The sequence below is a fragment of the Methylorubrum aminovorans genome (assembly GCF_022179725.1).
Classification (GTDB): Bacteria; Pseudomonadota; Alphaproteobacteria; order Rhizobiales; family Beijerinckiaceae; genus Methylobacterium; species Methylobacterium aminovorans.
The window spans coordinates 1-26,386 of the sequence record NZ_BPRC01000028.1 but is presented as its reverse complement, the minus strand read 5'-3'; the positions used below and the strand labels follow the sequence as shown (position 1 = coordinate 26,386).

At 67.5% G+C, this 26,386-nt stretch carries 25 protein-coding genes, 1 tRNA gene and 1 pseudogene; 13 read left to right on the top strand and 14 right to left on the bottom strand.

What is annotated here, in order from left to right:
* Positions 1–41: 41 nt before the first annotated feature.
* Complete coding sequence (locus MFF24_RS23550) at positions 42–494, bottom strand: GNAT family N-acetyltransferase (RefSeq protein ID WP_238228424.1); 453 nt, start codon at positions 492–494, stop codon at positions 42–44.
* A gap of 134 nt (positions 495–628) precedes the next feature.
* On the opposite strand from MFF24_RS23550, the gene MFF24_RS23545 reads away from it, so the two are divergent.
* Positions 629–826: a hypothetical protein gene (locus MFF24_RS23545; protein WP_238228414.1), complete on the top strand. Its 198-nt coding sequence runs from the start codon at positions 629–631 to the stop codon at positions 824–826.
* A 23-nt stretch (positions 827–849) separates the two neighbouring features.
* Here the strand turns inward: MFF24_RS23545 and MFF24_RS23540 are convergent, their stop codons facing one another.
* The 6 genes from MFF24_RS23540 to MFF24_RS23510 all read right to left on the bottom strand — a co-directional run bounded on the left by MFF24_RS23540 (position 850) and on the right by MFF24_RS23510 (position 6,072).
* A complete protein-coding gene (locus MFF24_RS23540; RefSeq protein ID WP_238228412.1) occupies positions 850–1,182 on the bottom strand; it encodes a hypothetical protein in 333 nt (110 codons plus the stop codon).
* A gap of 2,018 nt (positions 1,183–3,200) precedes the next feature.
* On the bottom strand, positions 3,201–3,326 hold the full coding sequence (locus MFF24_RS28905) for a hypothetical protein (RefSeq protein WP_283214545.1): 126 nt from the start codon (positions 3,324–3,326) through the stop codon (positions 3,201–3,203).
* Between the two features lie 711 nt (positions 3,327–4,037).
* Positions 4,038–4,124, bottom strand: a tRNA-Leu gene (locus MFF24_RS23525).
* A 34-nt stretch (positions 4,125–4,158) separates the two neighbouring features.
* Positions 4,159–5,346, bottom strand: a complete 1,188-nt coding sequence (locus MFF24_RS23520) for an FAD-dependent oxidoreductase (RefSeq protein WP_238228408.1) — start codon at positions 5,344–5,346, stop codon at positions 4,159–4,161.
* A gap of 14 nt (positions 5,347–5,360) precedes the next feature.
* Positions 5,361–5,627 carry a zinc-finger domain-containing protein gene (locus MFF24_RS23515; RefSeq protein WP_108940118.1) on the bottom strand — a complete coding sequence of 89 codons (267 nt, stop codon included), beginning with the start codon at positions 5,625–5,627 and terminating at the stop codon, positions 5,361–5,363.
* Between the two features lie 154 nt (positions 5,628–5,781).
* Positions 5,782–6,072 (bottom strand): hypothetical protein, encoded by a 291-nt coding sequence (locus MFF24_RS23510; RefSeq protein WP_133089359.1) that lies wholly within the window; start codon positions 6,070–6,072, stop codon positions 5,782–5,784.
* Positions 6,073–6,416: 344 nt separating this feature from the next.
* Between MFF24_RS23510 and map the strand changes: the two genes are divergently transcribed.
* The 6 genes from map to MFF24_RS23480 all read left to right on the top strand — a co-directional run bounded on the left by map (position 6,417) and on the right by MFF24_RS23480 (position 13,878).
* The gene (gene map, locus MFF24_RS23505) at positions 6,417–7,256 is read left to right on the top strand and encodes a type I methionyl aminopeptidase (RefSeq protein ID WP_133089358.1); all 840 of its coding nucleotides are present in this window, start codon (positions 6,417–6,419) and stop codon (positions 7,254–7,256) included.
* A gap of 14 nt (positions 7,257–7,270) precedes the next feature.
* Positions 7,271–8,011, top strand: a complete 741-nt coding sequence (radC, locus tag MFF24_RS23500) for a RadC family protein (protein WP_238228406.1) — start codon at positions 7,271–7,273, stop codon at positions 8,009–8,011.
* Positions 8,011–8,958, top strand: a complete 948-nt coding sequence (locus MFF24_RS23495) for a hypothetical protein (protein WP_238228397.1) — start codon at positions 8,011–8,013, stop codon at positions 8,956–8,958. Before radC ends, MFF24_RS23495 begins: the two co-directional genes overlap by 1 nt.
* A 256-nt stretch (positions 8,959–9,214) precedes the next feature.
* Complete coding sequence (locus MFF24_RS23490; RefSeq protein WP_238228395.1) at positions 9,215–10,654, top strand: circularly permuted type 2 ATP-grasp protein; 1,440 nt, start codon at positions 9,215–9,217, stop codon at positions 10,652–10,654.
* 106 nt (positions 10,655–10,760) lie between these two features.
* Entirely contained in the window at positions 10,761–11,705 is a 945-nt protein-coding gene (locus MFF24_RS23485) for an alpha-E domain-containing protein (RefSeq protein WP_108940123.1), read from the top strand.
* Positions 11,706–12,444: 739 nt separating this feature from the next.
* Positions 12,445–13,878, top strand: coding sequence for an MFS transporter (locus MFF24_RS23480; RefSeq protein ID WP_238228393.1), 1,434 nt, complete (start codon positions 12,445–12,447; stop codon positions 13,876–13,878).
* 162 nt (positions 13,879–14,040) lie between these two features.
* On the opposite strand, the gene MFF24_RS23475 is transcribed toward MFF24_RS23480, so the two are convergent.
* The 3 genes from MFF24_RS23475 to MFF24_RS23465 form a co-directional block, all read right to left on the bottom strand.
* On the bottom strand, positions 14,041–14,298 hold the full coding sequence (locus tag MFF24_RS23475) for a hypothetical protein (RefSeq protein ID WP_238228392.1): 258 nt from the start codon (positions 14,296–14,298) through the stop codon (positions 14,041–14,043).
* A gap of 136 nt (positions 14,299–14,434) precedes the next feature.
* A complete protein-coding gene (locus MFF24_RS23470) occupies positions 14,435–14,887 on the bottom strand; it encodes a hypothetical protein (protein ID WP_238228389.1) in 453 nt (150 codons plus the stop codon).
* A 7-nt stretch (positions 14,888–14,894) separates the two neighbouring features.
* Positions 14,895–15,272 (bottom strand): glycosyl hydrolase, encoded by a 378-nt coding sequence (locus MFF24_RS23465; RefSeq protein WP_108940127.1) that lies wholly within the window; start codon positions 15,270–15,272, stop codon positions 14,895–14,897.
* Between MFF24_RS23465 and MFF24_RS23460 the strand changes: the two genes are divergently transcribed.
* From MFF24_RS23460 to MFF24_RS23450, 3 genes are all read left to right on the top strand, one after another.
* The gene (locus tag MFF24_RS23460) at positions 15,271–15,729 is read left to right on the top strand and encodes a hypothetical protein (protein ID WP_238228380.1); all 459 of its coding nucleotides are present in this window, start codon (positions 15,271–15,273) and stop codon (positions 15,727–15,729) included. The two genes, MFF24_RS23465 and MFF24_RS23460, sit on opposite strands and share 2 nt — an antisense overlap.
* A gap of 609 nt (positions 15,730–16,338) precedes the next feature.
* Positions 16,339–17,199, top strand: coding sequence for a transglutaminase family protein (locus tag MFF24_RS23455; RefSeq protein WP_108940129.1), 861 nt, complete (start codon positions 16,339–16,341; stop codon positions 17,197–17,199).
* Positions 17,200–17,339: 140 nt separating this feature from the next.
* Positions 17,340–18,086 (top strand): proteasome-type protease, encoded by a 747-nt coding sequence (locus MFF24_RS23450; RefSeq protein WP_108940130.1) that lies wholly within the window; start codon positions 17,340–17,342, stop codon positions 18,084–18,086.
* 47 nt (positions 18,087–18,133) lie between these two features.
* On the opposite strand, the gene MFF24_RS23445 is transcribed toward MFF24_RS23450, so the two are convergent.
* Both MFF24_RS23445 and MFF24_RS23440 read right to left on the bottom strand, forming a co-directional pair.
* Positions 18,134–18,847: a Sir2 family NAD-dependent protein deacetylase gene (locus tag MFF24_RS23445; protein WP_238228378.1), complete on the bottom strand. Its 714-nt coding sequence runs from the start codon at positions 18,845–18,847 to the stop codon at positions 18,134–18,136.
* Between the two features lie 22 nt (positions 18,848–18,869).
* Positions 18,870–20,162, bottom strand: a complete 1,293-nt coding sequence (locus MFF24_RS23440) for a hemolysin family protein (protein WP_238228376.1) — start codon at positions 20,160–20,162, stop codon at positions 18,870–18,872.
* 414 nt (positions 20,163–20,576) lie between these two features.
* Between MFF24_RS23440 and MFF24_RS23435 the strand changes: the two genes are divergently transcribed.
* Positions 20,577–23,594: a glycosyltransferase family 2 protein gene (locus MFF24_RS23435; RefSeq protein ID WP_238228374.1), complete on the top strand. Its 3,018-nt coding sequence runs from the start codon at positions 20,577–20,579 to the stop codon at positions 23,592–23,594.
* 147 nt (positions 23,595–23,741) lie between these two features.
* Positions 23,742–23,972 carry a hypothetical protein gene (locus tag MFF24_RS23430; RefSeq protein ID WP_238228372.1) on the top strand — a complete coding sequence of 77 codons (231 nt, stop codon included), beginning with the start codon at positions 23,742–23,744 and terminating at the stop codon, positions 23,970–23,972.
* 223 nt (positions 23,973–24,195) lie between these two features.
* On the opposite strand, the gene MFF24_RS23425 is transcribed toward MFF24_RS23430, so the two are convergent.
* Entirely contained in the window at positions 24,196–24,447 is a 252-nt protein-coding gene (locus MFF24_RS23425) for a hypothetical protein (RefSeq protein WP_238228355.1), read from the bottom strand.
* A gap of 473 nt (positions 24,448–24,920) precedes the next feature.
* On the opposite strand from MFF24_RS23425, the gene MFF24_RS23420 reads away from it, so the two are divergent.
* Positions 24,921–26,147 (top strand): GGDEF domain-containing protein, encoded by a 1,227-nt coding sequence (locus MFF24_RS23420; RefSeq protein ID WP_238228347.1) that lies wholly within the window; start codon positions 24,921–24,923, stop codon positions 26,145–26,147.
* Between the two features lie 145 nt (positions 26,148–26,292).
* Here MFF24_RS23420 and MFF24_RS23415 read toward each other — a convergent pair.
* A pseudogene (locus MFF24_RS23415) lies at positions 26,293–26,386 on the bottom strand (IS5/IS1182 family transposase); the annotation flags it as partial.

Genomic DNA, 26,386 nt, shown 5'->3' with positions numbered 1-26,386 from the left:
AGCACACGAACCATCGGAGACCATCGAGGGACCATTCTCCCTCAAGGGACGATGCGCTTCCTCATCTGTGCGAAGCTGTCCGCATGCCCCAGCAGCGGCGGAGCGCCGCTCGCTACCCGCGCCCATCCTGTGGCTGAGTAGAACCCCTCAGCATCGAGAACTGCGCTCACGAACAACGTGTGCAGACCGAGCTTCCTTGCGTAGTCCTCGACCATTGCACTGAGCACGCGACCATGCCCCCGGCCGCGTTGTCGAGCCGTGACAGCGACCAGCCTCACGATGCCGGTCTGGTCTCCGAGGTCGTCAAGCCGGGTCGTGCCAATGCCCTCGCCGTCCAGCTTTAAGAGCAGCGAGTGGTGGTTCGGAAGCCTCTCTTCGGGGCGGGCATCATCGTAGCCGGTGAGCCCTCTTTCTTGCCACAGCGAGGAGCGGCGGATGGCATGATAGACTTGCCAGTCGGCGCCATCGGAAACACGAACCAGGGCGTGATTCATCGGGCGGGCTTCACCGTGGAACGAGCAGCCCCATTCGATGCTGATTCGGGGAAGTGGTTTCAAGCCCCGAAGCCGAGCTAACACTGCCTCGAACAGATCTCCGCAGGGCCCGTTGATCCCCTGGAGGTTGCACCATGAAGAATCCCGCACTCAGCCTATGGCTTTCGTCCGTCAACGGGGCGCTCGGATGGTGGGGCGGCCACGCGGCCAACGCGGTGCGTCGCCAGCAACGTGCGGCACTGACGGAGATGCTGAAGCCTGCTGCGGGCGGCCTGAGCAAGCCGAAGCGGAGACGGCGGCGTCGGACGACGACCAAGCGGAAGGCGGTCTGAGGACGGTGGTTCTTTCGACACGGCTACGCCTTTCCTCCCTGGACCACGCGGAGCTTCATCAGCCCAGGTGGCACGTCCGGTGGCGGAGGGCTGGCCGCTTCGAGGTCGGGGAAGTGGGCCTTGCACTTCGGAACGTACTGGCTCTTGGCCCTGGGGTGCCGCTCATCGAACCAGGGGCAGTCGAAGGCGATACGCTGAAGCACGTCCTCCAGCGGCGTCTCAGGGCCTAGCCGTGCGGCCAACCGAGCAAGCCGATAGCTGCCCGTGCGGTTCGGACAATGCGGACAGGCCACGCGCACAATGACGTAGGGATAGGCCGCGAGGCAGGGAACATCAGGTCGGATGGGGGGGCGCATGACGCTGCTACCGAACGGCCATGTGAAGGGCTGCTCTGACGTAGCCATGAGAGATGAGTCGGTCTTGGCGAACCGTGCGGCGTTCGGCTTCGCAGAGGTCGGCAAGGGCGTCCGCGATGGCGGCGTGCAGAGCGGCCTCAGCGTCGCCCTGAGCGGTCACGAGGTAGGCCCGTGCAATGTCCTCAACGGGGCTGCTACGAGGGGCAGGCAACGGCGCGTTCGGCAGAGCGTCTTGGCGCATACCCTTTGTGTCTCCCCGGGTGGAACGAAGGGAGAACACGTAGCAGCCGGTATGGTTCGGTCAAGGTATGGACTTTGCGCCGGTGCTTCCCGCGGCTCAGGGGGAGCGATCTGTTGCCGTCGTGGAGGCTAGGATGGAGGCTCTGCCCGGCGCTGGCTCGCTGCTGAGGTGTGGAGAGCCGTGGGTTGCTGTTGCTCACGGCCACTCGATCCAGGCAGATGGAAATGGTTTCATGCTCTGGCTGGGCTGACCACCGACGAGGACAGCCGCTTAACGATGGCGACGCTCGCCATTGATGACGCCCATCGGATGCTCGATCTGATCGATGGGTCGTCGCGTTAAAAACCTGTGCGGACACGGTTCGGACCAAAGAGAAGGAGTATAAAATTGGATTTTTCGAAAAATTCCTTGGTATTGTTTGGATTTTTTTTAGTCGTCGGAGGTTTGTTGCTGGCTCTGCGGGCGCGGAGGGCTGACGAAAGTCCGCAAAAGAATAACTCTCTGATGCTTGCTGCCGTGATCGTACTGGCAGGTCTTGGATTTTGGGCTGCCAGTTTGATGGTCGACGGATAATTTGATGGTGATTTGTGATGTAGGCTCAAGTTGGGCGACAGGATGGAAGGGCAATTTCCACGTTAAAAGGTGCGCTGGGTCGGCGCGTGAGGACAGGTTCAGCCGTTGCAGCACGCCCGGGAAGTGAGGCGCCGGTACCCCCCACTGCTCAGGTGCTCGCTGGCACGCCGCGACTTGCTGAAGTCGTAAAGCCACCGTGAAAGCTGTTCCAGGCTCCAGGTATTTGCTTTTGCATCATCTTTTTCCGAAAGCTGGCGGCCACCTTTCGGGATGATGCTCTAGCTTGCCGGCCAGACATCCCGACCACCAGCGCGAACACGCTGAATGCCATGCGGCTTCTCCCGGTGGTGAAAGCGGAGCATTGCGGGCGGGCGGCGCAAATCAGCTATGCTGTCCTTCCGGATGCCTTTGCGGGCGAACCAATCACCATTCGCGGCGCTGTTCACGGGGATCATCGGAACGGCCACTTCGTGGCGGTGGGCGCCGAGATATACTTGCGTGTCAGGATCTTACTGGCAGTGCTTACGATTTCAACAGACTGGTGCGGACGGTGTGAGACCCTCTGTACTAGCATTCCGCATTGAAATCGTTGGTGGTTTTTCGAGCGCGAACGGAGGTCTTTGTAGCGGCTTTTGTAGTGGCTGACGACGGGCCGGGCATCGGAGGGAGATTTCCGGCGCTGTCATGGCTCACGTCGAACCAACGCCATATCTCATCCTGCGGTTGGTTAAGGCTGTAGAGGTTGCAAATGGGGCAAGCCTAGCAGCCAAGCCTTACGCTCAGCACCCACTCCCATGGTCTCCGAGAAGCGGGAAGCGGGTGTTCAGAAGGTAAGTGCCGCTGCTGCACACAATCCTCGCAAATTTTGCCATTGCCAATGCTCGGCAAATGCTCACAACGCTGCTCCAATTGGCACCTGGGGGGGCAGAATTGAAAGCACGTCGAAAAGGGTCTCCGCGCGAACAACATGCTCGCCATGATGCCTGGATCGTTAGACGATCCCCGACAGTAGCCAAGGCTATTCTGGCAGCTCGAACCAAGGTCACTCAACGCAACGATAGGGCTCGTTTCATCACGTTGAGCGACCAAGAAGTGTCATCGGCAGACTGACAGAGAGGACGGGCAAACAGGCGCGAGGCAGTCTAGGAGTGCCGACGACAGCGTGCGCCATGCTCGGCTTAGCCCATCGCCGGCCGCTCCGTTTCTAATAATCGCGCGCGCTACTGCGGCTCATGCCCCTCGCGACGTAATCGCCTGAGTAGGAGTGCTGCCCGAACACCAACCAGCCGAGCCCGAAGCCGATGGCGCCCGCGACGAGGAAGCCGGTCATCGTGCCGGTGTCCACATTGCCTACGGCTCGGCTTCCCTGCTGGTAGTAGCGTGCGCCATGCTCCGAGGCACTGTCCCAGGCATCGGACGCTCTATCAGTCGCATCACGCAATGCCTGTCGAGCTTGATCCGCTGCCCCGCCGCCGCCACTCGATGAGCCGCCCCGGCCAGATGCTGGTCCGCCATTAGACCGGCCAAGCGGGTCGTGTGAGCGAATGTCTGCCATTGCGGTAGCTCCCTCTTGCTCGTGAGGCCGATGGTGAACTGTATGTTCAGACGCCACGCCATCGGCTTGCATCAACGGCAACCCGCCTGCACCCGTGAGGTATCCGGCTGAGGTAGCCACGCGGCGAACGCGGTGCGTCACCCTCAACGTGCGGCGCTAACGGCGATGCTGAAAGGCGCTACGGCCACGCTGCCCGGACGATGACGTAGGGATAGGCCACGAGGCATTGCACGTCAGGTCGGATAGGCGGGCGTATGACGCTGCCATCGAACGGCCTCGTGAAGGGCCGCCCGCACGTAGCCACGGGAGATGAGCCGGTCTTGGAGTCGCGTGCGGCGTTCGGCTTCGCATGCCTTTGCGGGCGAACCAATCGCCGTTCGCGGCGCGGCTCAGGGAGGTCATGTGAACGGCCACTTTGTAGCAGCGGGCGCCGAACAACACCTGCGTGCAAATATCTTGCTGACGGTGCTTGCAATTTCAACAGCTTGGTGCGGACGGCGGGACTCGAACCCGCACAGCCTTGCGGCCGCAAGATTTTAAGTCTCGTGCGTCTACCGGTTTCGCCACGTCCGCATCCGGCCAGCGGTAGCCGTCCGGCCGGGCCAGATCAAGCCGGCGGGTGCCAGCCGTAGACCCAGGCGTAGCGGTTGCTCATGCCCTCCGGGCCTAAGCGGCGCATCACCGTGTCCCGGGCGAAGCCGATCAGGCGGCCGGCGTGGTAGAAGCGTCCGTTGCGACGGGCGGCCCGCTGAACCGCGCGCACGCGGGACTGGCGCGCCGCGGCATAGGCCGCCAGCGCCTCAGGCACGTCTGCCTGCCCCGACAGGCTAGTTGCCAGCACCGCCGCGTCCTCGATGGCGAGCGCTGCCCCCTGGGCCAGGAACGGAAGCACCGGATGGGCAGCGTCGCCCAGAAGCGCGATCCGGCCCCGCGCCATCGGCCGCACGGCCGGGCGGTCCACCAGCGACCACACCACCCAGGTATCGGGCAGGCTCAGCAACTCGTTCAGCGGGCCGGCCGCATCGGGAAAATGGTCGCGCAGCACTGCCGGATCGCCGAGCCGCCCCCAATCCTCGTCGCCCTCGCGCTCGGGTACGATCGCCACGACGTTGAGCCGCCGGCCGCCGTTGATCGGGTAATGGACCACGTGGCGCTTGGGCCCGAGCCAGAGCCCGGTCTCGTTGCCCTGGAGCGCCTCGGGCGCCGCCTCACGCGGAATCACCGCCCGCCACGCCGCCTGACGATGGAGCCGGAGCGGGCGCGCGTCGAAGCGTTGGCGCAGGGCCGAGCGCACCCCGTCGGCCCCGACGAGGAGGTCGGCGCGCAGGCTCTCGCTGCGGTCGCCGTCGATGCTCTTCATCGTCAGGCTGATGCCCTCCGCCGTCTCCTCGACCTCAGACACCCCGCGCCCGACGCAGAGGCGGATGCCGGGGCGCCCGCGCACGGCGTCGAGCAGGAGGGTCTGGAGGTCGGCGCGGTGCAGCACGTAATAGGGCGCGCCGTGGCGCTCGCGCAGGCTCGGCCCGAGGCGGATGCCGCCGATGACACGGCCGGAGGCCAGGGCGCGCACGGTGACGCCCGGCGGCTCGTCGCCCGCTCGGCGCAAGGCCGCGCCGAGGCCCAGCCCGATCAGCACCGCGCTGGCGTTCGGAGAGAGCTGGAGCCCGGCGCCCACTTCGGAGAAGCCGGTGCGACGCTCGATCAGCGTGACGGAATGGCCGGCCGCAGACAGCGCCAGAGCGGCGGTGAGCCCGCCGATTCCGGCGCCGACGATGGCGATGGAGAGCGCCGTCACGGACAACGCCGCCGTCAGGCCGCCCTGGGAGCCTCCTGCGGCGCCTCGTCGTGCCACACGCAACCGGCCGGCTCCGCGGTCCCGGCCTTCAGCCGCGGATCGTAGCGGAACAGCGTCGAGCAGTACTGGCAGATGATCTCGCTGTCGCTGCCCATATCGAGGAAGACGTGCGGATGATCGAAGGGCGGCAGCGCCCCGATGCACATGAACTCTTTCGAGCCCACCGCGATCACGGTCACGCCGGCCTGATTGTGGAAGTGGGGAACCGCCTTGTCAGCCATCGCACGTCCCTGAAAACGGAGGCGGTGGTCTAGCGCGTTCGCGGGCGCAAGCCTAGGGTCTCGACCGGTTCAAGCCGATGGCTGAAGACTCCGCCACTGGTGTTCGGCGCGCTTGCGCGGGCGATGCCGGCCCCATCCCCTCTGCCGAAGCGGTTCAGCTCGCACGGATCGTGTCGATGGTTCCGCGGCAGGACGGGGCCACGTCGGCGACGACCCGCTCGAGCGGCGTCAGACCGAGCCAGACCCCCGCCGCGGTCGTCGCGGCCCACCAATAATCGTCACCGACCCGCTGAACCAAGGTCGGCAGGGCGGAGGAGACGCAGGCCTGCGCCTGGGCAACGACCTCCGGCGCCACCTTGGCTTGGCGAAGTCGGTCGGCGACCTCGGCCTGGACAGGCTGAAGGATGAGGGTGCTCGCAAGGAAGTAGGCGAGGCCGGACAGCATGAGCGAAACTCTTGTCGATGCCGGTCGGGGCGTCGGCATTACCGAAGCGCACTAGCGGTCGGCAATGCCCGTACCGAACCGGGGTTGCCCGTTACAACTCGGGAGACGCCGAGGTCGATCCAGGCCTTGACCGGCGCCGTTCGGGGCAGGAGCCATCTCAGTGCAGGATGCGGTTGCCTCGGCTTGCCCCTGGGGCGGCCTATCTGAGTTTTCCTCCGTTCATGCCGCTGCGGGCGATCTCAAGGAAACGGGTTTGGCGGCGGGCGCTCGGGTTGGCGCCGGCCCAAGTGCGGCGTAAGACGAAGCCGACCGCCTCATCTCATCTGCCGAAGCGCCCGATCCCCATGAGCCGTGAAGAGCAAGTCGTCGCCGAAGGCGGTCGCCGCGCCCCGGAGCCGCCGATCCACGGGCCGGAGGGGTTCGAGGGCATGCGCCGCGCCGGCCGCCTCACTGCGGAAGCGCTCGACCTCCTGGTCGAGGCCGCCCAGCCCGGCGTGACCACGGAGCATCTCGACAAACTCGCCTTCGAGTTCGGGATGGATCACGGCGCCTATCCGGCCTCGCTGTTCTACCGCGGCTACCGCAAGTCGATCTGCACCTCGATCAACCACGTCGTCTGCCACGGCATCCCGAACGACAAGCCCCTGCGCGAGGGCGACATCGTCAACCTCGATTGCTGCCTGATCCTCGACGGCTGGCACGGGGATTCGAGCCGCATGGCCTATATCGGCGAGGTGCCGCGCAAGGCGCAGCGCCTGTGCGAGATCACCTACGAGGCGCTGATGCGCGGCATCCGCGCGGTGCGGCCCGGCGGCTCCACCAACGATATCGGCCGCGCGATCCAGACCTACGCCGAGGCCGAGCGCTGCTCGGTGGTGCGCGATTTCTGCGGTCACGGGCTCGGCCGCGTCTACCACGACGCGCCGACGATCCTGCACTACGTCGAGGCGAGCTACGACGTGCCGCTGAAGGCCGGCCAGTTCTTCACCATCGAGCCGATGATCAATCTCGGGCGCCCGGCGGTGAAGGTGCTGTCCGACGGCTGGACCGCGGTGACCCGCGACCGCTCGCTCTCGGCGCAGTTCGAGCACACGGTGGCGGTCACGGAGGACGGCTTCGAGATCTTCACGCTCTCGCCCAAGGGGCTCGACCAGCCCAAACCCCACGGAACGCAGGCCGACTGACGGCCCGCCCGGAGATGGCCCGCCGGACGGCCGAACCGCCCGCCTTGCCGGGGCTCGCCGAGGCGGCGGCCCCCGCCGAGGAGGCGCCGCATTATCACGGTCACCGCGAGCGCCTGCGCACGCGCTTCGCGGAAGCCGGCACCGAGGCGCTCGCCGATTACGAGTTGCTCGAACTCGCCCTGTTCCGCTCGATCCCGCGGCGGGACGTGAAGCCGCTCGCCAAGGCGCTGATTCGCCGGTTCGGCTCGTTCGCCGAAGTCGTCAGCGCCGAGCCCGCCCGGCTCGCCGAGGTCGAGGGCGTCAGTGCGGGCGTCGCCGCCGACCTCAAGCTGATCGAGGCCGCGGGGCGACGGCTGGCGCGGGGCGCCATCGCGGCGCGCCCGCTGCTCTCCTCGTGGAGTGCGCTGCTCGAATATCTGCGCGCCACCATGGCCTTCTCGGGCCGCGAGGAGTTCCGGGTGCTGTTCCTCGATCGGCGCAACCACCTCATCGCCGACGAGGTGCAGGGCCGCGGCACCGTCGATCATACGCCGGTCTATCCCCGCGAGGTGGCGCGGCGCGCACTCGAACTCTCGGCCACCGCGATCATCCTGGCCCACAACCATCCCTCGGGCGATCCGACGCCGTCCGGCGCCGATATCCGCATGACGCGGGAGATCGTCACGGTGCTCGATCCGCTGGGGATCGTGGTACACGACCACGTCATCCTCGGCCGCGACGGGCATGCCAGCCTGAAAGGGCTCAAGCTGATCTGATGAAGACGGGCGGTCCCGCTCCGGATGCGCAGGACGACCCGGCCGACCTGCTCGGACGGTCGGTTCACGACGAGCGGGTGGTCGCCCGCCTGAACCGTGTCGGTGTGACCGAGCCGGACACTATCATCCAGGGCGCCTTTGCAGCCTATGGCAGGTCGGACGAGACCGGGTTCGGCCTCTCGGCCGAGGGCCTCGCCCTATACCGTCAGACGAACGGTGAGCCTCGCTCGCGCGTGATCGGCACCGAGGCGGAATTGATCGTCTCCCGCATCGATTTCTCCGACGCTGGCTGCGCGGCACCGGGGTCGCGGGCCTATGAGGGACCGTTGCCGTTCGGCCTGCGCTTCGGTGACCCGGCCGAGGGCGTCACCAAAAAACTCGGGGCGAAGCCGCGGCGGAAGGGGCGCTCCAGCGATCTTCCCGGACGCAGCCCGGTCGTCTTCGTGTGGAACTATGAGGTCGGCGGCCTCGCGGTGATCGTGAAGCTGACGGCGCAGCACCGCCTCGCGGCGATCTACCTCGCCCCGCTCGACCGCCCGACGCGGCAGGCGCGCGAACGGGAAGCCTCCCTCAGGGCCATGAGCGGACGGATCGATCCCACTTCCTTGCCACGCATCGAGGCGCTGCGGTCTGTGGTCCCGACCGCGCGCTGGCGGGAGGCCGCCGCCGAGGTGGACATGGCGGAGCGGGACATCGCCGAGGCGGATCGGCTGCTCCACTGCTACCTCGACGCAGCGAAGGCCGCCGCGGCTCGGCGGTCGGCGCCGGCCCTCCATCGGGCCACGCAGCGCCTCGTCCTGGGCCTCAACCGGATCAACCGCAGGAACGGCTTGATCGAGACCCTGGAGCGCGACGAACTGGGCGTCTTCATCGAGGCCGTGCTGACGGAGGCCGGGTTCGAACGCGCTCGGGGCGAGGACATTACCCTGACCTGGCGGGAATGGTGACGCCGCCCGACGCTGCCCAGCTCTGATCTGTCCGACCTTTCATCGGCCCTGAGCGAGGGATAGGCACGCGCCACGCCTCCGCTACATCTCCGACAGGTTGTCCGGCAAACCGATCACAGCATGGGGCGCCGGCGCCGTGACGGGCGGTAGGGTGCCACGGCAAGTTGAGGGTGCATGGTGTGCGAGCGTGCCGGCGGCCGTCCGGCTGGCCTGCCTCTTGCTCCGGCAGAACGAGACATCAGGGGGAATCGCGCGAATGGCGCTCACGGCGTTCGACGAGATGAACGGAGGCGGATCGGGGCAGCCGGAACAGGCCGTCGTCCGTGAGGCCTACGACATCCTCAAGGCTTGGCTCGACAAGACGCCGCCGGAGCATTTCAACACCCGCCGCAGCCAGGCCGAGATGCTGTTTCGGCGCATCGGCATCACCTTCGCCGTCTACGGCGCCAATGAATCGACCGAGCGGCTGATCCCCTTCGACATCATTCCGCGGGTGCTGACGAAGCCCGAATGGGATTTCCTGGAGCGCGGCCTCAAGCAGCGCGTCACCGCGCTCAACGCCTTCATCAACGACATCTACGGCGCCGAGGAATGCATCAAGGCCGGGATCATCCCGCCCGACCTCGTCTACCGCAATCCGCATTACCGCATGGAGATGCGCGCCTTCGACGTGCCGCACGACCTCTACGTCCACATCGCCGGTATCGACATCGTGCGCACCGGCGCCAACGACTTCTTCGTGCTGGAGGACAACGCCCGCACCCCGTCCGGCGTCTCCTACATGCTGGAGAACCGCGAGGTGATGATGCGGCTCTTCCCCGAGCTGTTCTCCCGCCACCGCGTCGCGCCGGTCGAGAACTATCCCGACGCCCTGCTCGCGACCCTGCGCAGCCTTGCCCCTGCCTCCGCGACGCGGGACCCGACCGTGGTCCTGCTGACCCCGGGCCGCTACAACTCGGCCTTCTACGAACACTCGTTCCTGGCCGACAAACTCGGCGTCGAATTGGTGGAGGCGGGCGACCTCTTCACCAAGGACGAGGTCGTCTACATGCGCACGACCGAGGGGCCGCGCCGCGTCGATGTGATCTACCGCCGCCTCGACGACGACTTCCTCGATCCGCTCGTCTTCCGCCCGGATTCGGTGCTCGGCGTGCCGGGTCTGATGAACGCCTACGAGCGCGGCAACGTCACGCTCTCGAACGCGGTCGGCACCGGCATCTCGGACGACAAGGCCGTCTACAGCTACATGCCGGAGATCGTGAGGTTCTTCACCGGCGAGGAGCCGATCCTGCACAACGTGCCGACCTATCGCTGCCGCGAGCGGGAGGCGTTCTCCTACGTGATGGACAACCTGAAGGACCTCGTGGTGAAGGAGGTCAACGGCTCGGGCGGCTACGGCATGCTGGTGGGCCCGCACGCCACGCGCCGCGAGATCGACGAGTTCGCGAAGAAGCTGCGGCACGCACCCGACAACTTCATCGCCCAGCCGACCCTCTCGCTCTCGACCTGCCCGACCTTCGTCGCCTCCGGCGTTGCCCCGCGGCACGTCGATCTGCGCCCCTTCGTGCTGGCCGGCGCCGACGAGATCCGCATCGTGCCGGGCGGCCTGACCCGCGTCGCGCTGAAGGAGGGCTCGCTCGTGGTCAATTCGAGCCAGGGCGGCGGCACCAAGGACACCTGGGTGCTCGATGCCTGACCACTTCGCCCGATCGTTTTGCATGTCTTCGGCGAGCCGGGCGGCGTCGGTGATGAAACACCGCGCATCTGCCGTCCCGGTCGCCACCGCGCCCGCGAGCTGACCCATGCTGTCCCGGACTGCCGACAATCTCTACTGGCTCTCGCGCTACGCTGAGCGGGCGGATTTTCTCGCCCGCATTCTCGACGCCGCCCTGCGGCTCACCGCCCTGCCGTCGAATTACGGCGGCCGTACCTCGAACGAGTGGGCATCGGCCCTGTCCTCGGCGGGCGATCCTGCGTTATTCAAGACCCTCTACGACGCGGTCAACGAGCACACGGTCTGCAACTTCCTCGCCTTCTCGCCGCATAACCCGTCCTCGATCCGCTCCTGCATCGCCACGGCGCGGGAGAACGCCCGCTCGATCCGCACGGCGCTCACCACCGAGATGTGGGACACGATCAACGGCGCGTGGCTGGAGCTGCGCTCCTACGAGGGGCGCGACCTCAGCCGGGAAGAATTCACGCAGTTCTTGGACTGGGTGAAGCGGGTCTCGCTGACCTTCGACGGCTCGGCCTACCGGACGATGCTGAGGAACGACGCCTACTGGTTCACCCGCGCCGGCACGGCGATCGAGCGGGCCGACAACACCGCCCGCATCCTCGACGTGAAGTACCAGATCCTGCTGCCGGCCTCCGAGCGCGTCGGCGGCTCGCTCGACTACTTCCAGTGGACCACGATCCTGCGCGAGGTCTCGGCCTTCAACGCCTATCACTGGGTCTACCGCGAGAGCATCAAGCCGGTGCTGGTCGCCGACCTGCTGATCCTCAATCCCGAAATGCCGCGCTCGCTCGCGAGCTGCTACCGGATGCTGGTGGAGCATCTCGACCTGATCGCCGACGCCTACGGCCGCCGCGGCGAGAGCCAGCGCTTGGCCAGCAACCTGAGGGCGAAACTCCGCGGCGCCGATATCGAGCGCATCTTCGCGTCCGGCCTGCACGAGTTCATCCAGGAGTTCATCGCCGAGAACAACGGGCTCGGGGCGGCGATCAGCGAGCAGTATCTGGTGTAAGCGCGCTCCACGAAACGCTCGGTCACCGACTGTTCTCGCTCCGGTGAGGTCGGCGCAGCAGGCGTTTCGTATGAGACACCAAGCGCCTGATCGGCGAAGCGGCCGAGGCGCTTCGTAGTCCTGAAACCCCGCGGGGCAGGCTTGTCGGCCGCCGCCGCCCGAATCCGGCGGATTGCCGGCGCGTCCTGGGGAGCATCCGCACAGCCTACGACGACACGATCCGCGCGCGATGACGCGGTCCGACAGCGTTCGAGGCGAGGGCAGGATGCCGCCTTGATCCCGCCGTCAAGCGACGTAAGGCTCGCAACCCGTGTCGGCGCCTCGGTCTCGCCGCACCTTTTCCCCGGCCGATAGCGCGCGTCGCCTCGGCCGCGCGGGTAGCATCCGCCCACCACTGGCGGGGGTAATGGCCTTGCCGCGCGGCAAACCGCAACAAAACGTCGCTCCGCGACAAGTCGCGGCAGACGGCTCGATCAAACTAGCCCCTGGTTGCAGCCAGTGCGGGCGCCGGCTGTGGCTTGAATGGATAAAAATATTCGGACGCGCTGTCCGGGAGGAAGATCAGCACCGGTCTTCGACCGAGTTATATTCACGATCGTCGAAGCGCGGCGATCGGCGCATGAGCGCATCTGCCATTTCAGCAACCTCTTTTTCTTCTCAGGAGCCCTGCGGAGATCGACAAGCTATGCTGTCAATGCATGTTGACGACGATAAGGATTGGAAGGCCTCGGATTGCACCGTGACCGAGCCGGCCACGATCCGCCGCGCCATCTCGGCCGCTTCGATCGGGAACGTCGCCGAATGGTACGATTTCGGTGTCTACGCCTTCTTCGAGCCGACCATTCAGAAGGTGTTCTTCTCCAATCTCTCCCACCAGATGGGTGAGATCGCGACCTTCGGGCTCTTCGCGGTTGCGTTTTTGATCCGACCGCTCGGCGGCATGTTCTTCGGCCCCTTGGCCGACCGGATCGGCCGCAACAAGGTTCTCGCGGCCACGATGATCCTGATGGCCGTCGGCACCTTCGCCATCGGCTGCATCCCGAGCCAGGAGAGCATCGGCATCGCCGCGCCGCTCCTTCTTCTCGTCGCCCGCCTGGGCCAGGGCTTCTCCACCGGCGGCGAGTACGGCAGCGCCATGACCTTCATCGCCGAATACGCCCCCGACCGGCGGCGCGGCTATCTCGGCAGCTGGTTGGAATTCGGGACCTTCACGGGATATCTGTTGGGCGCGATCGTCGTGACCGTGGCGGGCGTTGCCCTGACCGAGGAACAACTGCTCGACTGGGGCTGGCGCCTGCCGTTCTTCCTGGCCCTGCCGCTCGGCCTCGTCGGCGTCTACATGCGCTCGCAGTTGGCCGAGACGCCGGCCTTCGCCGCCCTTGAGCAGGAGGCGGAGGATCGCGAGAAGCGCCTGCGTGCGGGGCAGACCGCGAAGGACATCGTCGCCCTGTGGCCCTACGTCCTCGTCTGCATGGGCCTCGCGCTCGCCTGGAACGTGCCGAACTACATGCTGACGTCCTACATGCCGACCTACGTGACGCAGACCCTGCCGATGATGCAGCAATCCGGCGGCATCTCGCCGAGGGAGTCGCAGGTCCTGCAGATCGTGGTGATGGTCCTCGCGCTTCTGTCGATCCCCTTCATCGGCCGCCTGTCCGACCGGTTCGGTCGCAAGCCCTTCGTCCTGATCGGGTCGCTCGGCCTCGTCGTGCTCGCCCTGCCGATGATCATGCTGATCCGCAGCCAGAGCGAGACCGCGGTCTTCCTCGGCCTGCTGATCATGGGCCTGCTGCTGATCTGCTTCAGCGCCACGATGCCCTCGACGCTGCCGGCCCTCTTCCCCACGAACGTCCGTGCGAGCGGCCTGTCCATCTCCTTCAACGTGTCGGTGTCGCTGTTTGCCGGAACGACCTCCGTCGTCGTCGGATCGCTCGTGGCCTATACGGGCAACCTCGATTGGCCGGCCTATTACCTGATGATCGCGGGCGCGATCGGCGCCGTCTCGATCCTCGTCATCCGTGAGCCCAACGGGACGAGCATGTGGGGGTCTCCGCCCGCGGCGGCGAGCGAGCAGGAGGCGCACGACCTCGTCCAGGACTACGGCTCAGGTGCGGCCGGCGGCGGATCGGGACTGTCCGTGCCGGTCCCCATCGCGCCGCGCCAGATCGTTTGAGCCTCGATCGCATCCGGATTCCCGCAGAGGCTTCGGACGGTGTTGACCGAGAGCCGGTGACGGAAGGGGCTCTCGACTTCCGTCACGGCAAGCGCCCATGCCGATCGTGTCGGATCGGCTCGGGACCCGGGGCGTCTGCCGCGGCGCGGGTCCTGACTGGGGTCAGTAGCGATACCCGCCATACCCGCCGTAGCGCCGTTCGCCGTACCGGGAGCCGCGATACGATCGGCCGTAATGGCCGCCGTACTCGTGTTTGCGCCTCCATCCGTGGGCCGGCGCCCAGGGCGAAGGGCCGCCGTGGTGGAGCCCGCGTCCGCCGCGCGCCCAGGGCGGGTCGGCCATAGCGGCCGTGGTGGTTCCGACGATGCCGGCGGCAAAGGCCAGAACCGAGAGAAGGGTCAGGGTGGGTTTACGAAGCATGGGGCCTCCTGCGAGCGGGTGGGGCGGAACGGGACGGCGCGGTCGGTCCGGCCTTGGAGTGCCTCACGAAAACGCCCGCTCACCGACCGTTCGCATTCTGGCGAGGACAGCGCAGCGGGCGTTTTGTGAGAGACTCTCACTGGCCGATCGTCGAACCGGTGGTGGTCGCGGATTTCACCGGCTTCGAGCCGGGCTCGTGCGACATGGTCTTGGTGCGCGACTCGACGCTCTCGCCGTCGCGAACCTTGGTCTTCGTCTGCGACTTCGAGAATGTGCCGCCGTCATGGGCCATGGCCTTGGACTGGCCGTTGAGGCCGCCTTGGCCGGTCTCGTTCACATGGGAGCGGTTCATGGTCTTGCCGCCGGCGGCCGCGCCGCCGGTCGCCAGCGAGGAGCCGGTGCCGCCGTTCGCGCCCGTCGAGGTGCCGCCGGTGCCGACGGTCGAGGCGGAGGTGCCGCCGGAGGCCGCCGAGCCGGCGCTGCCCGCCGTCGCGCTGCCGCCCTGCGCCTGGGCGAGCGCCGGGGCGAGGGCGAGGCCGAGGGCAGCCAAAGCCGTTGCCGGCGTGATGATCGTCTTGGTGATGCTCATCGGACCCTCACTTCTTGTTGCTCGGCACGGTGACCACGCAGTCGCCGTCCCCCGTCGTCGTCATCGTGCTGCCGCCGCTGCTCGAACTCGCGGCCGAACTGCTGGTCGTTCCGTTGTCCGAGCGCGTCGTCACCGAGGGGCCGCCGGTGGTGGAACTCTTCACCCCGTCGGGGCCGGCCGTGACCGAACTCGACAGCGTGCCCGTCTTGTTCGCTTCGTCCGAGTGGACGACCCGGCACGGCTTGCCGTTGGGGCCAGTGGTGACGGTCGTGCTGCCCGAGACGCCGTTCGGGCCGCTCTGGACGGTGGTGGTCTGAGCCTGACTCGTGGCGATGCCGACGAGTCCGATTGCGCCGCCGAGAAGCGGCAGGATCACGCGTGCCATGGTGCGTCTCTCCTCAGATGCTGAAGCGGACGCGGCCCTTGAGAGCCGCGCCCGCGCCGTCACCCCCGATGAGGCTCAGCGCTTGTTGTGGCCGGGAGCGTTCTCGGAATTTCCGGGACCGCTCTTGTCATGGCCCGGAGCGCTGCCCGACTTGCCCATGCTGCCGGACGAGGAGCCGCCCGAGCCCATGGACGAGCCGCTGCCGCTCTTGTCGGCCGACGACCCGCCGGTGCCCATGGAAGAGCCCGAACCGCTGCCCGAGCCGGCCGAGGAGCCGCCGGTGCCGACCGTCGAGGAGCTGGTGCCGCCGCCCGCCGAGGAGCCGCCGGTGCCGAGCGTCGAGGACGAGCCCGAGCCGCCGCCCGAGCCGGCCGAGGAGCCGCCGGTTCCGACCGTCGAGGAACTGGTGCCGCCGCCTGCCGAAGAACCGCCGGTGCCGGTCGTCGAGGACGATTGAGCGAGCGCGAGAGCCGCGCCGCCGATAACGAACGTGGTGGCGAGCGCCGCAACGCGAATATGTTTGAGCATGATTTCCTCCAAGTGTTTCGGTTGTTGCGGGACCAGAAACGGAGAGTTCGAGAGGACCGTTCCAAGAAAATTGCACCGGTCTCGAACAAAATTCTCCGATGAACGGTAGATTAACACGTAGACTATGCTGTTCAGGCAAGAATTCCCCATCGAGCGGCGGCCCTGGGGTGGATGTGATGCGGGACGTTCAGGCGGCGCGATTGCGTTTTCTGGTCGGACCGTCTCTCAATTCGGTGATCTGTCGGCTCGGGCGCCTGAAACGACGCTTCCGGCGATACCGTTCCGGGGCATTGCCGGCCCTGCCGAGCGCAGGGCCGGGTCGAGACAGGCATCCGGACCGGTTGGGCAAGGGCGCGCCGGGGACAAATCCTCTCCGAGCCGTGCCTGAATGGTGTCGTCGCGGCACTGCTTCGAGCCGATCCGCCGCAGGCGTCCGGACGAGAAAACCCGTCCTGCCAACGCTTTGAGCAAGCCGCCCGATTTCCAAATCGCCGCCCTTGCCCTAGCTTGCCGCGACTCGTCCCGGCAGGATCAAGGCATGCGCATCCGGATCGTCCACGATACGGTCTACACCTACGAGCAGCCGGCCCGCGGCCTCATTCAGATCCTGAGGCTGACACCGCGCGACCATGACGGGCAGCACGTGCGCGAATGGCGGATCGAGCCCTCCGTCAACGGGCGGCTCACCGCCCGCGAGGACGGGTTCGGCAACCTCGTCCACTGGTTCACCGCCGACGACCCGACCGACGCGCTCACCGTGCGGGTGACCGGCGAGATCGAGACCTTCGAGACGAGCGGCATCGTCCGCGGCGCGGTCGAGCGCCTGCCCGACCTGTTCTACCTGCGCGACACGCCCCTTACCGAGGCGAGCCCGGAGCTGAAGGCTTTCGCGGAGAAGGTCGCGCGAGAGGGGGAGCACGATCGGCTCTCGACTCTGCACCGCCTCCTCGCCGCCGTGCACGACGCCGTGACCTTCGAGCCGGGTCCGACCAGTGCCAGCACCAGTGCCGCCCAATCCTTCGAGGCGGGCAAGGGCGTGTGCCAGGATCTCACCCACATCTTCCTCGCCGCTGCCCGGCACCTCGAGATCCCGTCCCGCTACGTCTCCGGCTATTTCCGCCGCGACGATGGCGGCGACGACCAGAAGGCGGGGCATGCCTGGGCGGAATCGCTGGTGCCGGAACTCGGCTGGATCGGCTTCGACCCCGCCAACGGCCTCTCGGCGACCGAGGCGCATGTGCGCGTCGCCGTCGGCCTCGACTATCTCGGCGCTGCGCCGATCCGTGGCAGCCGCATGGGCGGGGGCACAGAAACCCTCGACGTGGCCCTGCGGGTCGAGCAGGTGCAGGCGCCGCACCAGGCGCGCGGCCAGCAGAGCCAGAGCCAATCCCAAGGGTGAGCCAGGTCTCGGGGCAGGGACCGGCTTCGAAAATGCGCGCTTGAAAATGCGCTCTTGCGGCCGGCGCGCGGCGCGTGCGAAGCGAGCCGCCTCGTTCTGCCCGGCTCCCCGGGTCTTTTTCGCCTGAGGCGGGTGCCGCCATGACCTACTGCGTCGGAGTGCTCGTCGAGGACGGGCTGGTGATGATTGCCGACACCCGCACCAATGCGGGGCTCGACAACATCTCGACCTATCGCAAGCTGCACATGTTCAACGTGCCGGGCGAGCGGGTGATGATGCTGGCCTCGGCCGGCAACCTCTCGATGACGCAGTCGGTGCTGAGCATGCTCCGCGAGGGCGTGGACGACGTCGAGGGCGAGACGCCGCCCAAGCTCTCGGACGCGGCCACCATGTTCAAGGCGGCCCAGCTCGTCGGCCGGGCGATCCGCCGGGTCCGCGAGATCGAGCAGGCCGGGTTCGAGGCGGCCAACCTGCGCATGGAGGTCTCGTTCCTGTTCGGCGGCCAGATCGGCGACGAGCCGATGCGGCTGTTCATGATCTACTCGGCAGGCAACTTCATCGAGTGCAGCCGCGAGGCGCCCTTCCTGCAGATCGGCGAGCACAAATACGGCAAGCCGATCCTCGACAGGGCCGTCACCTACGAGACCGATCTCTACGACGCGCTGAAGGTCGGCCTCGTCTCGATGGATTCGACCATGCGCTCGAACCTCGGCGTCGGCCTGCCGATCGATATCGCCGTGCAGCGCCGCGGCCATCTCGACCTCGAAGTGAACCACCGCATCGAGGCTGGCGAGAGCTACTTCCACGATCTGCGCGAGCGCTGGTCGGCGGCGCTCAGGGCGGCGCACCGGGCGATCCCGCGCCCGCCCTACGGGCCGCAGCGGTAGACGCTGCCGTCATTGCCTCGGCTTCGTCGCGATGACGGAAGGGGCGCTCAGGCCGTCCCGCTCAAGAGCTCGTCCGCGAGGGCCGGCACCGTCTCGCTCGCGCGCCCGAGCCGGATCGCCTCGAACATCCGGGCATTGTCGGCTTCGTCCAGGGTGAGCGCGAGCGTCGGGATGCCGAAGGCGCGGGCCTGGGCGACGTAGCCCGCCGCCGGATAGACCGCCCCTGAGGTGCCGATCGCCACGAACAAGTCGGCCTCGGCCAGCGCCTCGTCGATGGCGTCGAGGTGTTTCGGCATCTCGCCGAACCACACCACGTCGGGCCGCATGCCGCCGACGCGCGTGCAATGCGGGCAGGCCGTCTCGACGGTCAGATCCTCGTGCCAGACGGTTTCCGTGCCGCAGGCGGTGCAGCGGGCTCTCAGGAGTTCGCCGTGCATGTGCACAACGTGGCGCGAGCCCGCCCGCTCGTGCAGGTCGTCGATGTTCTGCGTGCAGAGGAACAGCCGGCCACCGCGCTCCGCCAGGCCTGCTTCCAGCCGGGCCAAAGCCGCGTGCGCCGGGTTGGGCGCGGCGGCGCGCGCGTCGCAGCGGCGGTGATTGTAGAAGTCGTGGACGAGCACCGGATCGGCGGCGAAGCCCTCGGGCGTCGCAAGCCGCATCGGATCGAAGCGCGCCCACACCCCGTCCGTGTCGCGGAACGTGCCGAGCCCGCTCTCGGCGGAGATCCCGGCGCCGGTGAGGACGAAGACGTTACGAGTCATGGCATCGCCGTGATGGAATCGCTCAAGCCTCCGGCAAGCGCGTAGCGAGCACCTTGTCGATGCGCCGGCCGTCCATGTCGACGACCTCGATCCGCCAGCCTTGCGTCTCGATCTTGTCGCCCTCCGTCGGGATGCGCCCGAGCTGGACGATGACGAAGCCGGCGAGCGTCGAGAAGTCGTCCGAGCGCGGACGCTCCGGCAGACCGAGGCGATCGAAGGCGTCGGTCGCCGACATCATGCCGTCGATGAGCAGCGAGCCGTCTTCGCGCTCGACCACCATCCGCTCCTCGCCGGGCTCGGGGATCTCACCGGCCATCGCCTCCAGAAGGTCGGTCTGGGTGACGATGCCCTCGAGACTGCCATACTCGTCCACGACGATCGCCATGCGCACGGGCTTGGTCTGGAACATCTCCAGCACCTTGAGGATCGCCAGACCCTCATGGACGACGATGGGCTCGCGGGTCGCCGCCTTCACGTCGAGGGGCTTGCCGTCGAGGAACTGGTCGAGCAGGTCCTGCTTGCGAAGCACGCCGACGACGTCGTCGATCTGGCCGCGGCTCACGATGAGCTGCTCGTGGCGGCAGGCGCGCACCGCCTCGATGATCTCTTCCTGGGTGTCGTCGAGATCGATCCAGTCCACCTCGTTGCGCGGCGTCATGATCTCGCGGATCCGCCGCTCGCCGATGGCGAGAATGCGCGCCACCGCATCCTCCTGCGCCTCGTGCAGCAGGCCCGCCTCGTGGCTCGCGGTCACGAGCAGGCTGAGCTCCTTCGGGGAGGGCAGGTGCCCTTCGCCCTCGCCGGGCCGCAGGCCGAGCATGCGCAGCACGCCGTTGCCGAGGCCGTTGAGGAGGTGGATCGCCGGGCCGAAGATGAACAGGAACAGCGTAAGCGGCCGCACGATCACGAGCGCGGTGCGCTCGCTGCGCTGCAGTGCCAAGCTCTTGGGCGCCAGTTCACCCAGCACGATGTGCAGCGTGGTGATGACGGCGAAGGCCAGCGCCACGGCCAGCGTGTGCGTGGTGATGCCGATGGCCCCGTCGGGCAGCCACTGGAACAGCGGCTCGATCAGGTGGGCCAGGGCCGGTTCACCGACCCAGCCGAGCGCCAGCGAGGAGAGGGTGATGCCCAGCTGCGTCGCGGCGAGATGCGCGTCGAGCCGGTCGGTGGCGCGTTGGAGCGCCCGGGCGTTGGCCCGCCCCTCGTTGACCAGTTCGGCGACCCGGCTGCGCCGCACCGCGACGAGGGAGAACTCCGCCGCGACGAAGAAGCCGTTGGCGAAGACGAGTGCGACGACCGCGACGAGGCCGAGCACCGATGACCAGAGACCGTCCGAAATCGTGCCCTCCCGGGGCCAAGCCGCACTGCTGACCGCATCTGAGGCGGCACCGATGCTGTGTCTCTCTCGCAAAACTCCCGATGCGCCGTCGCGCCCGGAAAGCAACCGTACGGTGATCGGGAGTTTTGTGAGGCACTCTTAAAGCCGAACCCCGTCACGGGGGAAGGGGCTCGCGCGCATTCTCGCGTGGGCCACCCCGTCTGCGCCATCAGATCCATGTGCGCATGTCCGATTTGCGAGAGCGGGCCGTCACCTTTCGGGGCAATGCTGTATGGAGACACGCTCGCCCCGGCCACGCCACACTTCGTTCCCATCTTTCCCGTGGGACTGAGCGAAGGGCCGAACCCGGCGGCGGGGCCCGGAATATCTGCGTTTTCGAGGGATCTGGTCGTGATTAAGCTGCCGAAGCTGTTTCGGCCCAAGCGCCGCGACGCCGCGACCGCTGCCCCCTTCTTCGATCCCGCCTTTTACCGCTCCGCCTATCCCGACGTGGCCGCGGGCGGGGGGGATCCGCTGCGGCACTACCTCGATCACGGCTGGCTGGAGGGCCGCGACCCGTCCGCGGTGTTCTCGACCCTGTTCTATCTCGACCGTCACCTTGCTGAGGCTGCGCCGGTCAACCCGCTCCTGCACTATGCGGGCCTGTCGGCAGCCGAGCGGCTGCGGGTCACGACGCAGCCCGGCCCGGATTTCCCGGCGCTCCAGGCCAGCGTCGTCGAACCCTATTTCGATGCGCCGTACTACGCCCGCCTTGCCGGTCTAGAGGCGGGAGAGGACCCGCTCGCCCACTATCTGTCCAAGGGCTGGCGGCGCGGGCTCGATCCGAGCGATGCCTTCTCGGGGGACGCCTACCTGCAGCGCCACGCCCATATGCGGCGTCTCGGCGTCAGCCCGCTCTACCATTTCGCCGCAACTCGGCGCCTCCAGGCCTCGGAGGCCGCCGCTCCGCCCGTGCGGCGCGCCAAGCCGCAGGCGGCGTCGCTGCCCGCCGACCCGGCCGAGGCCTCCGACGCGCAGATCTACGAGACGGTCACGGCCGCCTTCGACCGGGAGCACTATCTCGACACCAATCCCGACATCCGCCGCTCCGGCGTCGATCCGGTCCGACACTTCCTCGATTTCGGTGCCCGCGAGGATCGCGACCCGAGCCCCGACTTCTCGGTGCGGTTCTACCGCAAGCATTACCGGCGGGAGACCGGTGCGGGCATCAATCCGTTCTTCCACTATCTGGCAGTGGGCCGGGCGCGCGGCTTCCGGCCGACGCCGTTCGGTCTTGGAACCTGGCCGGCGCAGGTCGCGCCGACACCGGCCGAGTGGGCGCGGGCGCGGCCCGCCGCCGACATCGCCTCAGCGCGGGCCGTGCTGATCATGCCCGTCTACAAGGGCTACGACGACACTCTGCGGGCGATCCACGCGGTGTTGAGCGCCCCGCAGGTCGCCTCGTTCGCCCTCCTCGTCATCGACGATTGCAGCCCCGACCCGCGGCTGAGCGCGGCGCTCGCCGAGCTGGCCGATCGCGGCCTGTTCGCCCACCTTGTCAACAATGAGAATCTCGGCTTCGTGCGCGCCTGCAACCGCGGCCTGGAACGTGCGGCGGGCAAGGATGTCGTGCTCGTCAACGCCGATATCGTCGTCTACGGCGACTGGCTCGACCGCTTACTTTGGCACCTCGACGCCGACCCCCGCGTCGCCACGGTGACGCCGTTCTCCAACAACGCCACGATCTGCAGCTATCCGCGGCCGAACGTCGACAATCAGACCCAGCTCGAGATCACGCCGGCCGAGATCGATGCCTTCACCCGCGCGTGCAACGCCCGCACCAGTTCGCCGGTGCCGACGGGCGTCGGCTTCTGCATGGCGATGCGCCGGGAGGCGATCGCGGCGGTGGGCGTCCTCGACGCCGAGACCTTCGGGCGCGGCTACGGCGAGGAGAACGATTTCTGCATGCGCGCCCTCAAAGCGGGCTTCATCAATCTCCTGGCCCACGACATCTTCGTGTTCCATTCCGGCAGCGTCTCCTTCGGCACGCTGCTCGCGACCAAGGGCGAGGACATCCTTCGCGCCCTTCTCACCAAGCATCCGGACTATCAGCGCCGGGTCCACAACCATATCGAGGTCGATCCCGCCCGCTTCGCCCGGCGCCGCCTTGATCTCTACCGCTTCGCCAAGCGCGCCACGGCCAGCGCCGGGCGCGGCCTCGCGCTGATCGTCACCCACGATTTCGGCGGCGGCATCGAGACCCATATCGAGCGGCTGAGCGCCCGGCTGGCCGAGGCGGGGCTCGCTGTCGTCTATCTGCGCACCGACGAACCCGGCGGGTTCAAGATCGGTCTGCCTGACGGAAGCGGAATCGATTTTCCGGTCTCGATCCTCGACCTGCTCTCCCTCGACCGCGACGCGGATCTTCTCGCCGAACTCATCGGCTGGCTCGGCCCGGCGATGGTGCATGTCCACTCGCTGGCGGGCCTCGACGCGCCGTCGACCCGCGCGGCGATGCGGCTGATCGAGGAGGCGGGCGTCGGCTATGACGTGACGCTGCACGACTACGCCTCGGTCTGCCACCGCAACAATCTCGTACGGCCCGAGGGCGTCTATTGCGGATTGGCCGAGCCCGACGCCTGCCGCGATTGCATTCGCCTCGACCGCGACGCCGACGAAATCCTCCTGCCCGATCCCGTCGAGCGGCGGCAGGACTGGGCCGGTTTCCTCAACCGTGCCCGCATGGTGTTCGCGCCGTCGGCCGATCTCGCCGGCCGCATCGGTCCGGCGCTGCATCTCGACCGGATCGTGCTGCGCCCGCACGAGGAGACGCCAGCCGGCGGCGAACTCAAGTCTTGGCAGCGCCGGGAGGGACCGCTGCGCGTCGCGGTGATCGGATCGATCGGCGCACACAAGGGATACAACATCGTCCACAGCCTCGCCCTTGATGCCCGGCTGCGGCAATTGCCAATCGTGTTCACGATCGTCGGCCATTCCGCCGAGCCGCGCGCCATGGAGGCGGCGGGCGTGCGCGAGACCGGCCTCTACGGCAGCGACGCGATGGCGCTCGCCGAGATCGCGCGGCTCGATCCCGACCTCGCCCTGCTGCCCTCGATCTGGCCGGAAACCTACTGCTACACGCTCTCGCTCGCGCTCGCGGCCGGGGTGCCGCCGGTGGTGTTCGATCTCGGCGCCCAGGCCGAGCGGCTGCGGGCGAGCGGGGAGGGCCACCGTCTCGATCCGGCGCTCGCCGACGATCCCCAGCGGCTGAACGCGGCCCTGCTGGCGCTGCCGATCGACGCGCTCTGGGCCGCCCGCAAGCCGTTCCAGCCGACGGCCTATCCGCGGATTCTAGAGGACTATTACGGATTACCCGGAGGCCTTCCCCCGGTCCCTGCGACCGCTTCTGCCGAGGAGACAAGGGTTTAAACGGCGTCGGGGTGAGCCGAGGGCGATGCCCTGCCCGATGCCTCCACATGTCATAGACGGGGCTGCCGCCAGGCGGCTACAACGGTCAAGCTAGGCGGGTCGCGCGCGGTCCCGCCTGAGCGTTCGTTGCAAGCCAAGGGGAAGCCCATGACCACGCAGAACCTCACCGTCACCGCCCGCGAGCGCGACACGCTTCTGGCGGCGTTGCGCTACTACCAGTTCTACCGGATGCAGGGTCACCCGTTCGATCCCCGGAAGGACGACCTGATCGACACCATCGCCGCGAGCCACGGCGAGGCTCTCGACGTGACCGAGATCGACGATCTCTGCGCCGGCCTGAACGGCAACCGTCACGCCCTGGCCAAAGTCGCGGCCTGAGACGCGTCCGCAACGCTCGGCACGATCGAAGGACGTCATACCAAATCCGGTTGATCCCTTCGGGATGGCGGATTTGGCTTCGCTCAAGCGCCGCGCAGGCTTGCTGATCCGATCGCCGCTTTGATCAAGCCAAGACCGGATCAGACGAGAAGGGCGTTGAGGAGAACGGCCGCTCCGAGGCCGAGCAGGAACGCCGCCGCGAGCAGAGGTGTGTCTGCGGCGGTCATCGGGAGGCTTCACCCGCCGAGATGCCGACCAGAAGCGGCCGGCGGGTGACCACGACCTGTCCCGGAATCGGCGCTCCACCGTCGACCCGGGCGCTCACCGGAACCGCGCCGCCCGCCTGCGGCAGGCGTTGCGTGAAGGCCTTGGCCGAGCCGGCCGGGGCCGGCACCGCCTCGACGAGCGAGGGGGCGAGCAGGGCATAGGCCGCCATCACCGTTCCGGCCGCCACGATCTTGATCAGGTCCCGCATGATGTCCGCCCCTCGTTCGGAGCCCTTCCGGCTCTCGTGTGGAGCCGTTCTACGGACGCCGGATTGCTGGCGGATTGCTTGGTACGGTTACCGAATTGCGTCGCAGGTGATCGACGAAACATCGGAAACGGACCGTTCCTTCCGCCAGTTCGCTCCGACCCTAGCGTCGCGCCGGGATCGGGTATGAGCGCGAGCGCACGTGGTGACCGTTTCCCGTGTCCCTCTGCAGCGTGATCGCGTGGGAGACGGGGTGCCGCTTTCGAATCGACGTTTCGGCCGCAGAGGGCGGCCGGAGGAATTCAGCAGGGAGCTACGGGCGTTCGACAAAGCGACAGCCCGCGCCCGCGGATCAGGGAAGAGCGTCCCGTCTGGGCAAGAAAGACCGCTACCGAGAACGAATGGGGGCTTCGACACGCTTCCTTATCGCTCGGGTGCCATACCCCTGGTTGAGCGATTCGAGGCCCCGAAACCCCATGGACCCTGCCCCTGCGAACCGGGAGACGGCTGACGTCACCGCCGACCTGGATCGCATTCTGCGCTTCAGCCCGTCGGTGGCGGAGCAATATGAGAGCGAGCACGGCCGCGCGCGCGAGGCAGACCTGCGCCGCAATGCCCTCGTAGGCCTCTTGCTCTACAACGTCTACAACGTGACCGGCTGGTTCCTGATGCCGGACATCGCGTTCTGGGCCCTGGCCGCGCGGCTCCTGATGTTCACGTCCTTAGCGCTGCTGCTCGTCTGGTTGATCGGCCGTGTCGGCGCAGCCCAGCGCGAGCGCCTGATGCTGGTTGGGATGGTCGGGGGGATTTTGCCGCCCGTGATGCTGTTCTGGCTCACGCAGGCACCGCTCGGGGCCTATTCCTTCGCCGAGATCCTCCTTGCCATCCTGTTCGGGAACATCGTTCTCACCCTGCGTTTCCCGCAGGCCGTCATCATGACAGCCATCAGCTTCGCCGTCGGGCTTCTCGTCCTCGCCATGAAGGCCGAACTCGAGGACGGGCTGAGGGGGGCACTGTTCCTCCACCTCGCGACGACCTGCGGGTGCAGTCTCTACGCCAACTACCAGATGGAGGCGCGACGCTGCCGCGATTACCTCATGGGATTGCGCGCGCGGATGCTGCGCGACATCGCCGAGCGCACCAGCAAGCGCTTCCAGGACCTGTCGCAGACCGACGCCCTCACCGGCCTTCCGAACCGGCGCGCCCTCGATCTCTGCCTCGACACCTGGTTGGCGGAGCACGGTCCGCTGGCGGTGCTGATGATCGACATCGACCACTTCAAGCGCTTCAACGACACCCGTGGCCACTTGGAGGGTGATACCTGCCTGCGCCGTGTGGCGGAAACCCTTGCCGCTTCGGCCTTCGGCCGCGTCGACAGCCTCTGCGCCCGCTACGGCGGCGAGGAATTCGCCGTGGTTTTGAGACATGTCGGACCGGCGGAGGCGGCCGCCGTCGCCGACGATCTCGTCCGCACCGTTGCGGCGCTCGGCCTGCGCCATCCCGGTCGCGGCGACGGAGCCCGGATCGTCACGGTCAGCATCGGCATCGCCGTGAGCGGGGGCGGGAGGAGCGGCGAACGGTCCGATGCGAAGGCGGCGCTTCTGGAAACGGCGGATCGGGCGCTCTACGCGGCCAAGCAAGGCGGCCGGAACCGCGCCGTCCTCGGCACGGCGCTGCCACTTGGTCTCCGGCGCGCCGGTTAGAGCATCGTCCCGAAAGGTGGTTGCCCGCTTTCGGGACGATGCACAAACGACGCGATCGAGCATCGCTTCGGCGAGGACGCTCGCGTCCTGTTGTGGTGCCGCCGATTTCGACAGCGGGCTACCTCGGCCTAGGTCGCGTGGACAGTTACCGGAGCCATAGGACGATGGCGGCGAGCGTGACGACGGCGGCGTAGTTGCGGGCGGTCTTCTCGTAGCGAGTGGCGACGCGGCGGAACTGC

What these genes read in the sequence shown, in the direction of transcription:
- MFF24_RS23550 (WP_238228424.1), bottom strand. Translation starts at nt 494, where the DNA reads ATGAATCACGCCCTGGTTCGTGTTTCCGATGGCGCCGACTGGCAAGTC.
- MFF24_RS23545 (WP_238228414.1), top strand. Translation starts at nt 629, where the DNA reads ATGAAGAATCCCGCACTCAGCCTATGGCTTTCGTCCGTCAACGGGGCG.
- MFF24_RS23540 (WP_238228412.1), bottom strand. Translation starts at nt 1,182, where the DNA reads ATGCGCCCCCCCATCCGACCTGATGTTCCCTGCCTCGCGGCCTATCCC.
- MFF24_RS28905 (WP_283214545.1), bottom strand. Translation starts at nt 3,326, where the DNA reads ATGACCGGCTTCCTCGTCGCGGGCGCCATCGGCTTCGGGCTCGGCTGG.
- MFF24_RS23515 (WP_108940118.1), bottom strand. Translation starts at nt 5,627, where the DNA reads ATGGCTGACAAGGCGGTTCCCCACTTCCACAATCAGGCCGGCGTGACC.
- MFF24_RS23510 (WP_133089359.1), bottom strand. Translation starts at nt 6,072, where the DNA reads ATGCTGTCCGGCCTCGCCTACTTCCTTGCGAGCACCCTCATCCTTCAG.
- map (WP_133089358.1), top strand. Translation starts at nt 6,417, where the DNA reads ATGAGCCGTGAAGAGCAAGTCGTCGCCGAAGGCGGTCGCCGCGCCCCG.
- radC (WP_238228406.1), top strand. Translation starts at nt 7,271, where the DNA reads ATGGCCCGCCGGACGGCCGAACCGCCCGCCTTGCCGGGGCTCGCCGAG.
- MFF24_RS23495 (WP_238228397.1), top strand. Translation starts at nt 8,011, where the DNA reads ATGAAGACGGGCGGTCCCGCTCCGGATGCGCAGGACGACCCGGCCGAC.
- MFF24_RS23490 (WP_238228395.1), top strand. Translation starts at nt 9,215, where the DNA reads ATGGCGCTCACGGCGTTCGACGAGATGAACGGAGGCGGATCGGGGCAG.
- MFF24_RS23485 (WP_108940123.1), top strand. Translation starts at nt 10,761, where the DNA reads ATGCTGTCCCGGACTGCCGACAATCTCTACTGGCTCTCGCGCTACGCT.
- MFF24_RS23475 (WP_238228392.1), bottom strand. Translation starts at nt 14,298, where the DNA reads ATGCTTCGTAAACCCACCCTGACCCTTCTCTCGGTTCTGGCCTTTGCC.
- MFF24_RS23470 (WP_238228389.1), bottom strand. Translation starts at nt 14,887, where the DNA reads ATGAGCATCACCAAGACGATCATCACGCCGGCAACGGCTTTGGCTGCC.
- MFF24_RS23460 (WP_238228380.1), top strand. Translation starts at nt 15,271, where the DNA reads ATGGTGCGTCTCTCCTCAGATGCTGAAGCGGACGCGGCCCTTGAGAGC.
- MFF24_RS23465 (WP_108940127.1), bottom strand. Translation starts at nt 15,272, where the DNA reads ATGGCACGCGTGATCCTGCCGCTTCTCGGCGGCGCAATCGGACTCGTC.
- MFF24_RS23455 (WP_108940129.1), top strand. Translation starts at nt 16,339, where the DNA reads ATGCGCATCCGGATCGTCCACGATACGGTCTACACCTACGAGCAGCCG.
- MFF24_RS23450 (WP_108940130.1), top strand. Translation starts at nt 17,340, where the DNA reads ATGACCTACTGCGTCGGAGTGCTCGTCGAGGACGGGCTGGTGATGATT.
- MFF24_RS23445 (WP_238228378.1), bottom strand. Translation starts at nt 18,847, where the DNA reads ATGACTCGTAACGTCTTCGTCCTCACCGGCGCCGGGATCTCCGCCGAG.
- MFF24_RS23430 (WP_238228372.1), top strand. Translation starts at nt 23,742, where the DNA reads ATGACCACGCAGAACCTCACCGTCACCGCCCGCGAGCGCGACACGCTT.
- MFF24_RS23425 (WP_238228355.1), bottom strand. Translation starts at nt 24,447, where the DNA reads ATGCGGGACCTGATCAAGATCGTGGCGGCCGGAACGGTGATGGCGGCC.
- MFF24_RS23420 (WP_238228347.1), top strand. Translation starts at nt 24,921, where the DNA reads ATGGACCCTGCCCCTGCGAACCGGGAGACGGCTGACGTCACCGCCGAC.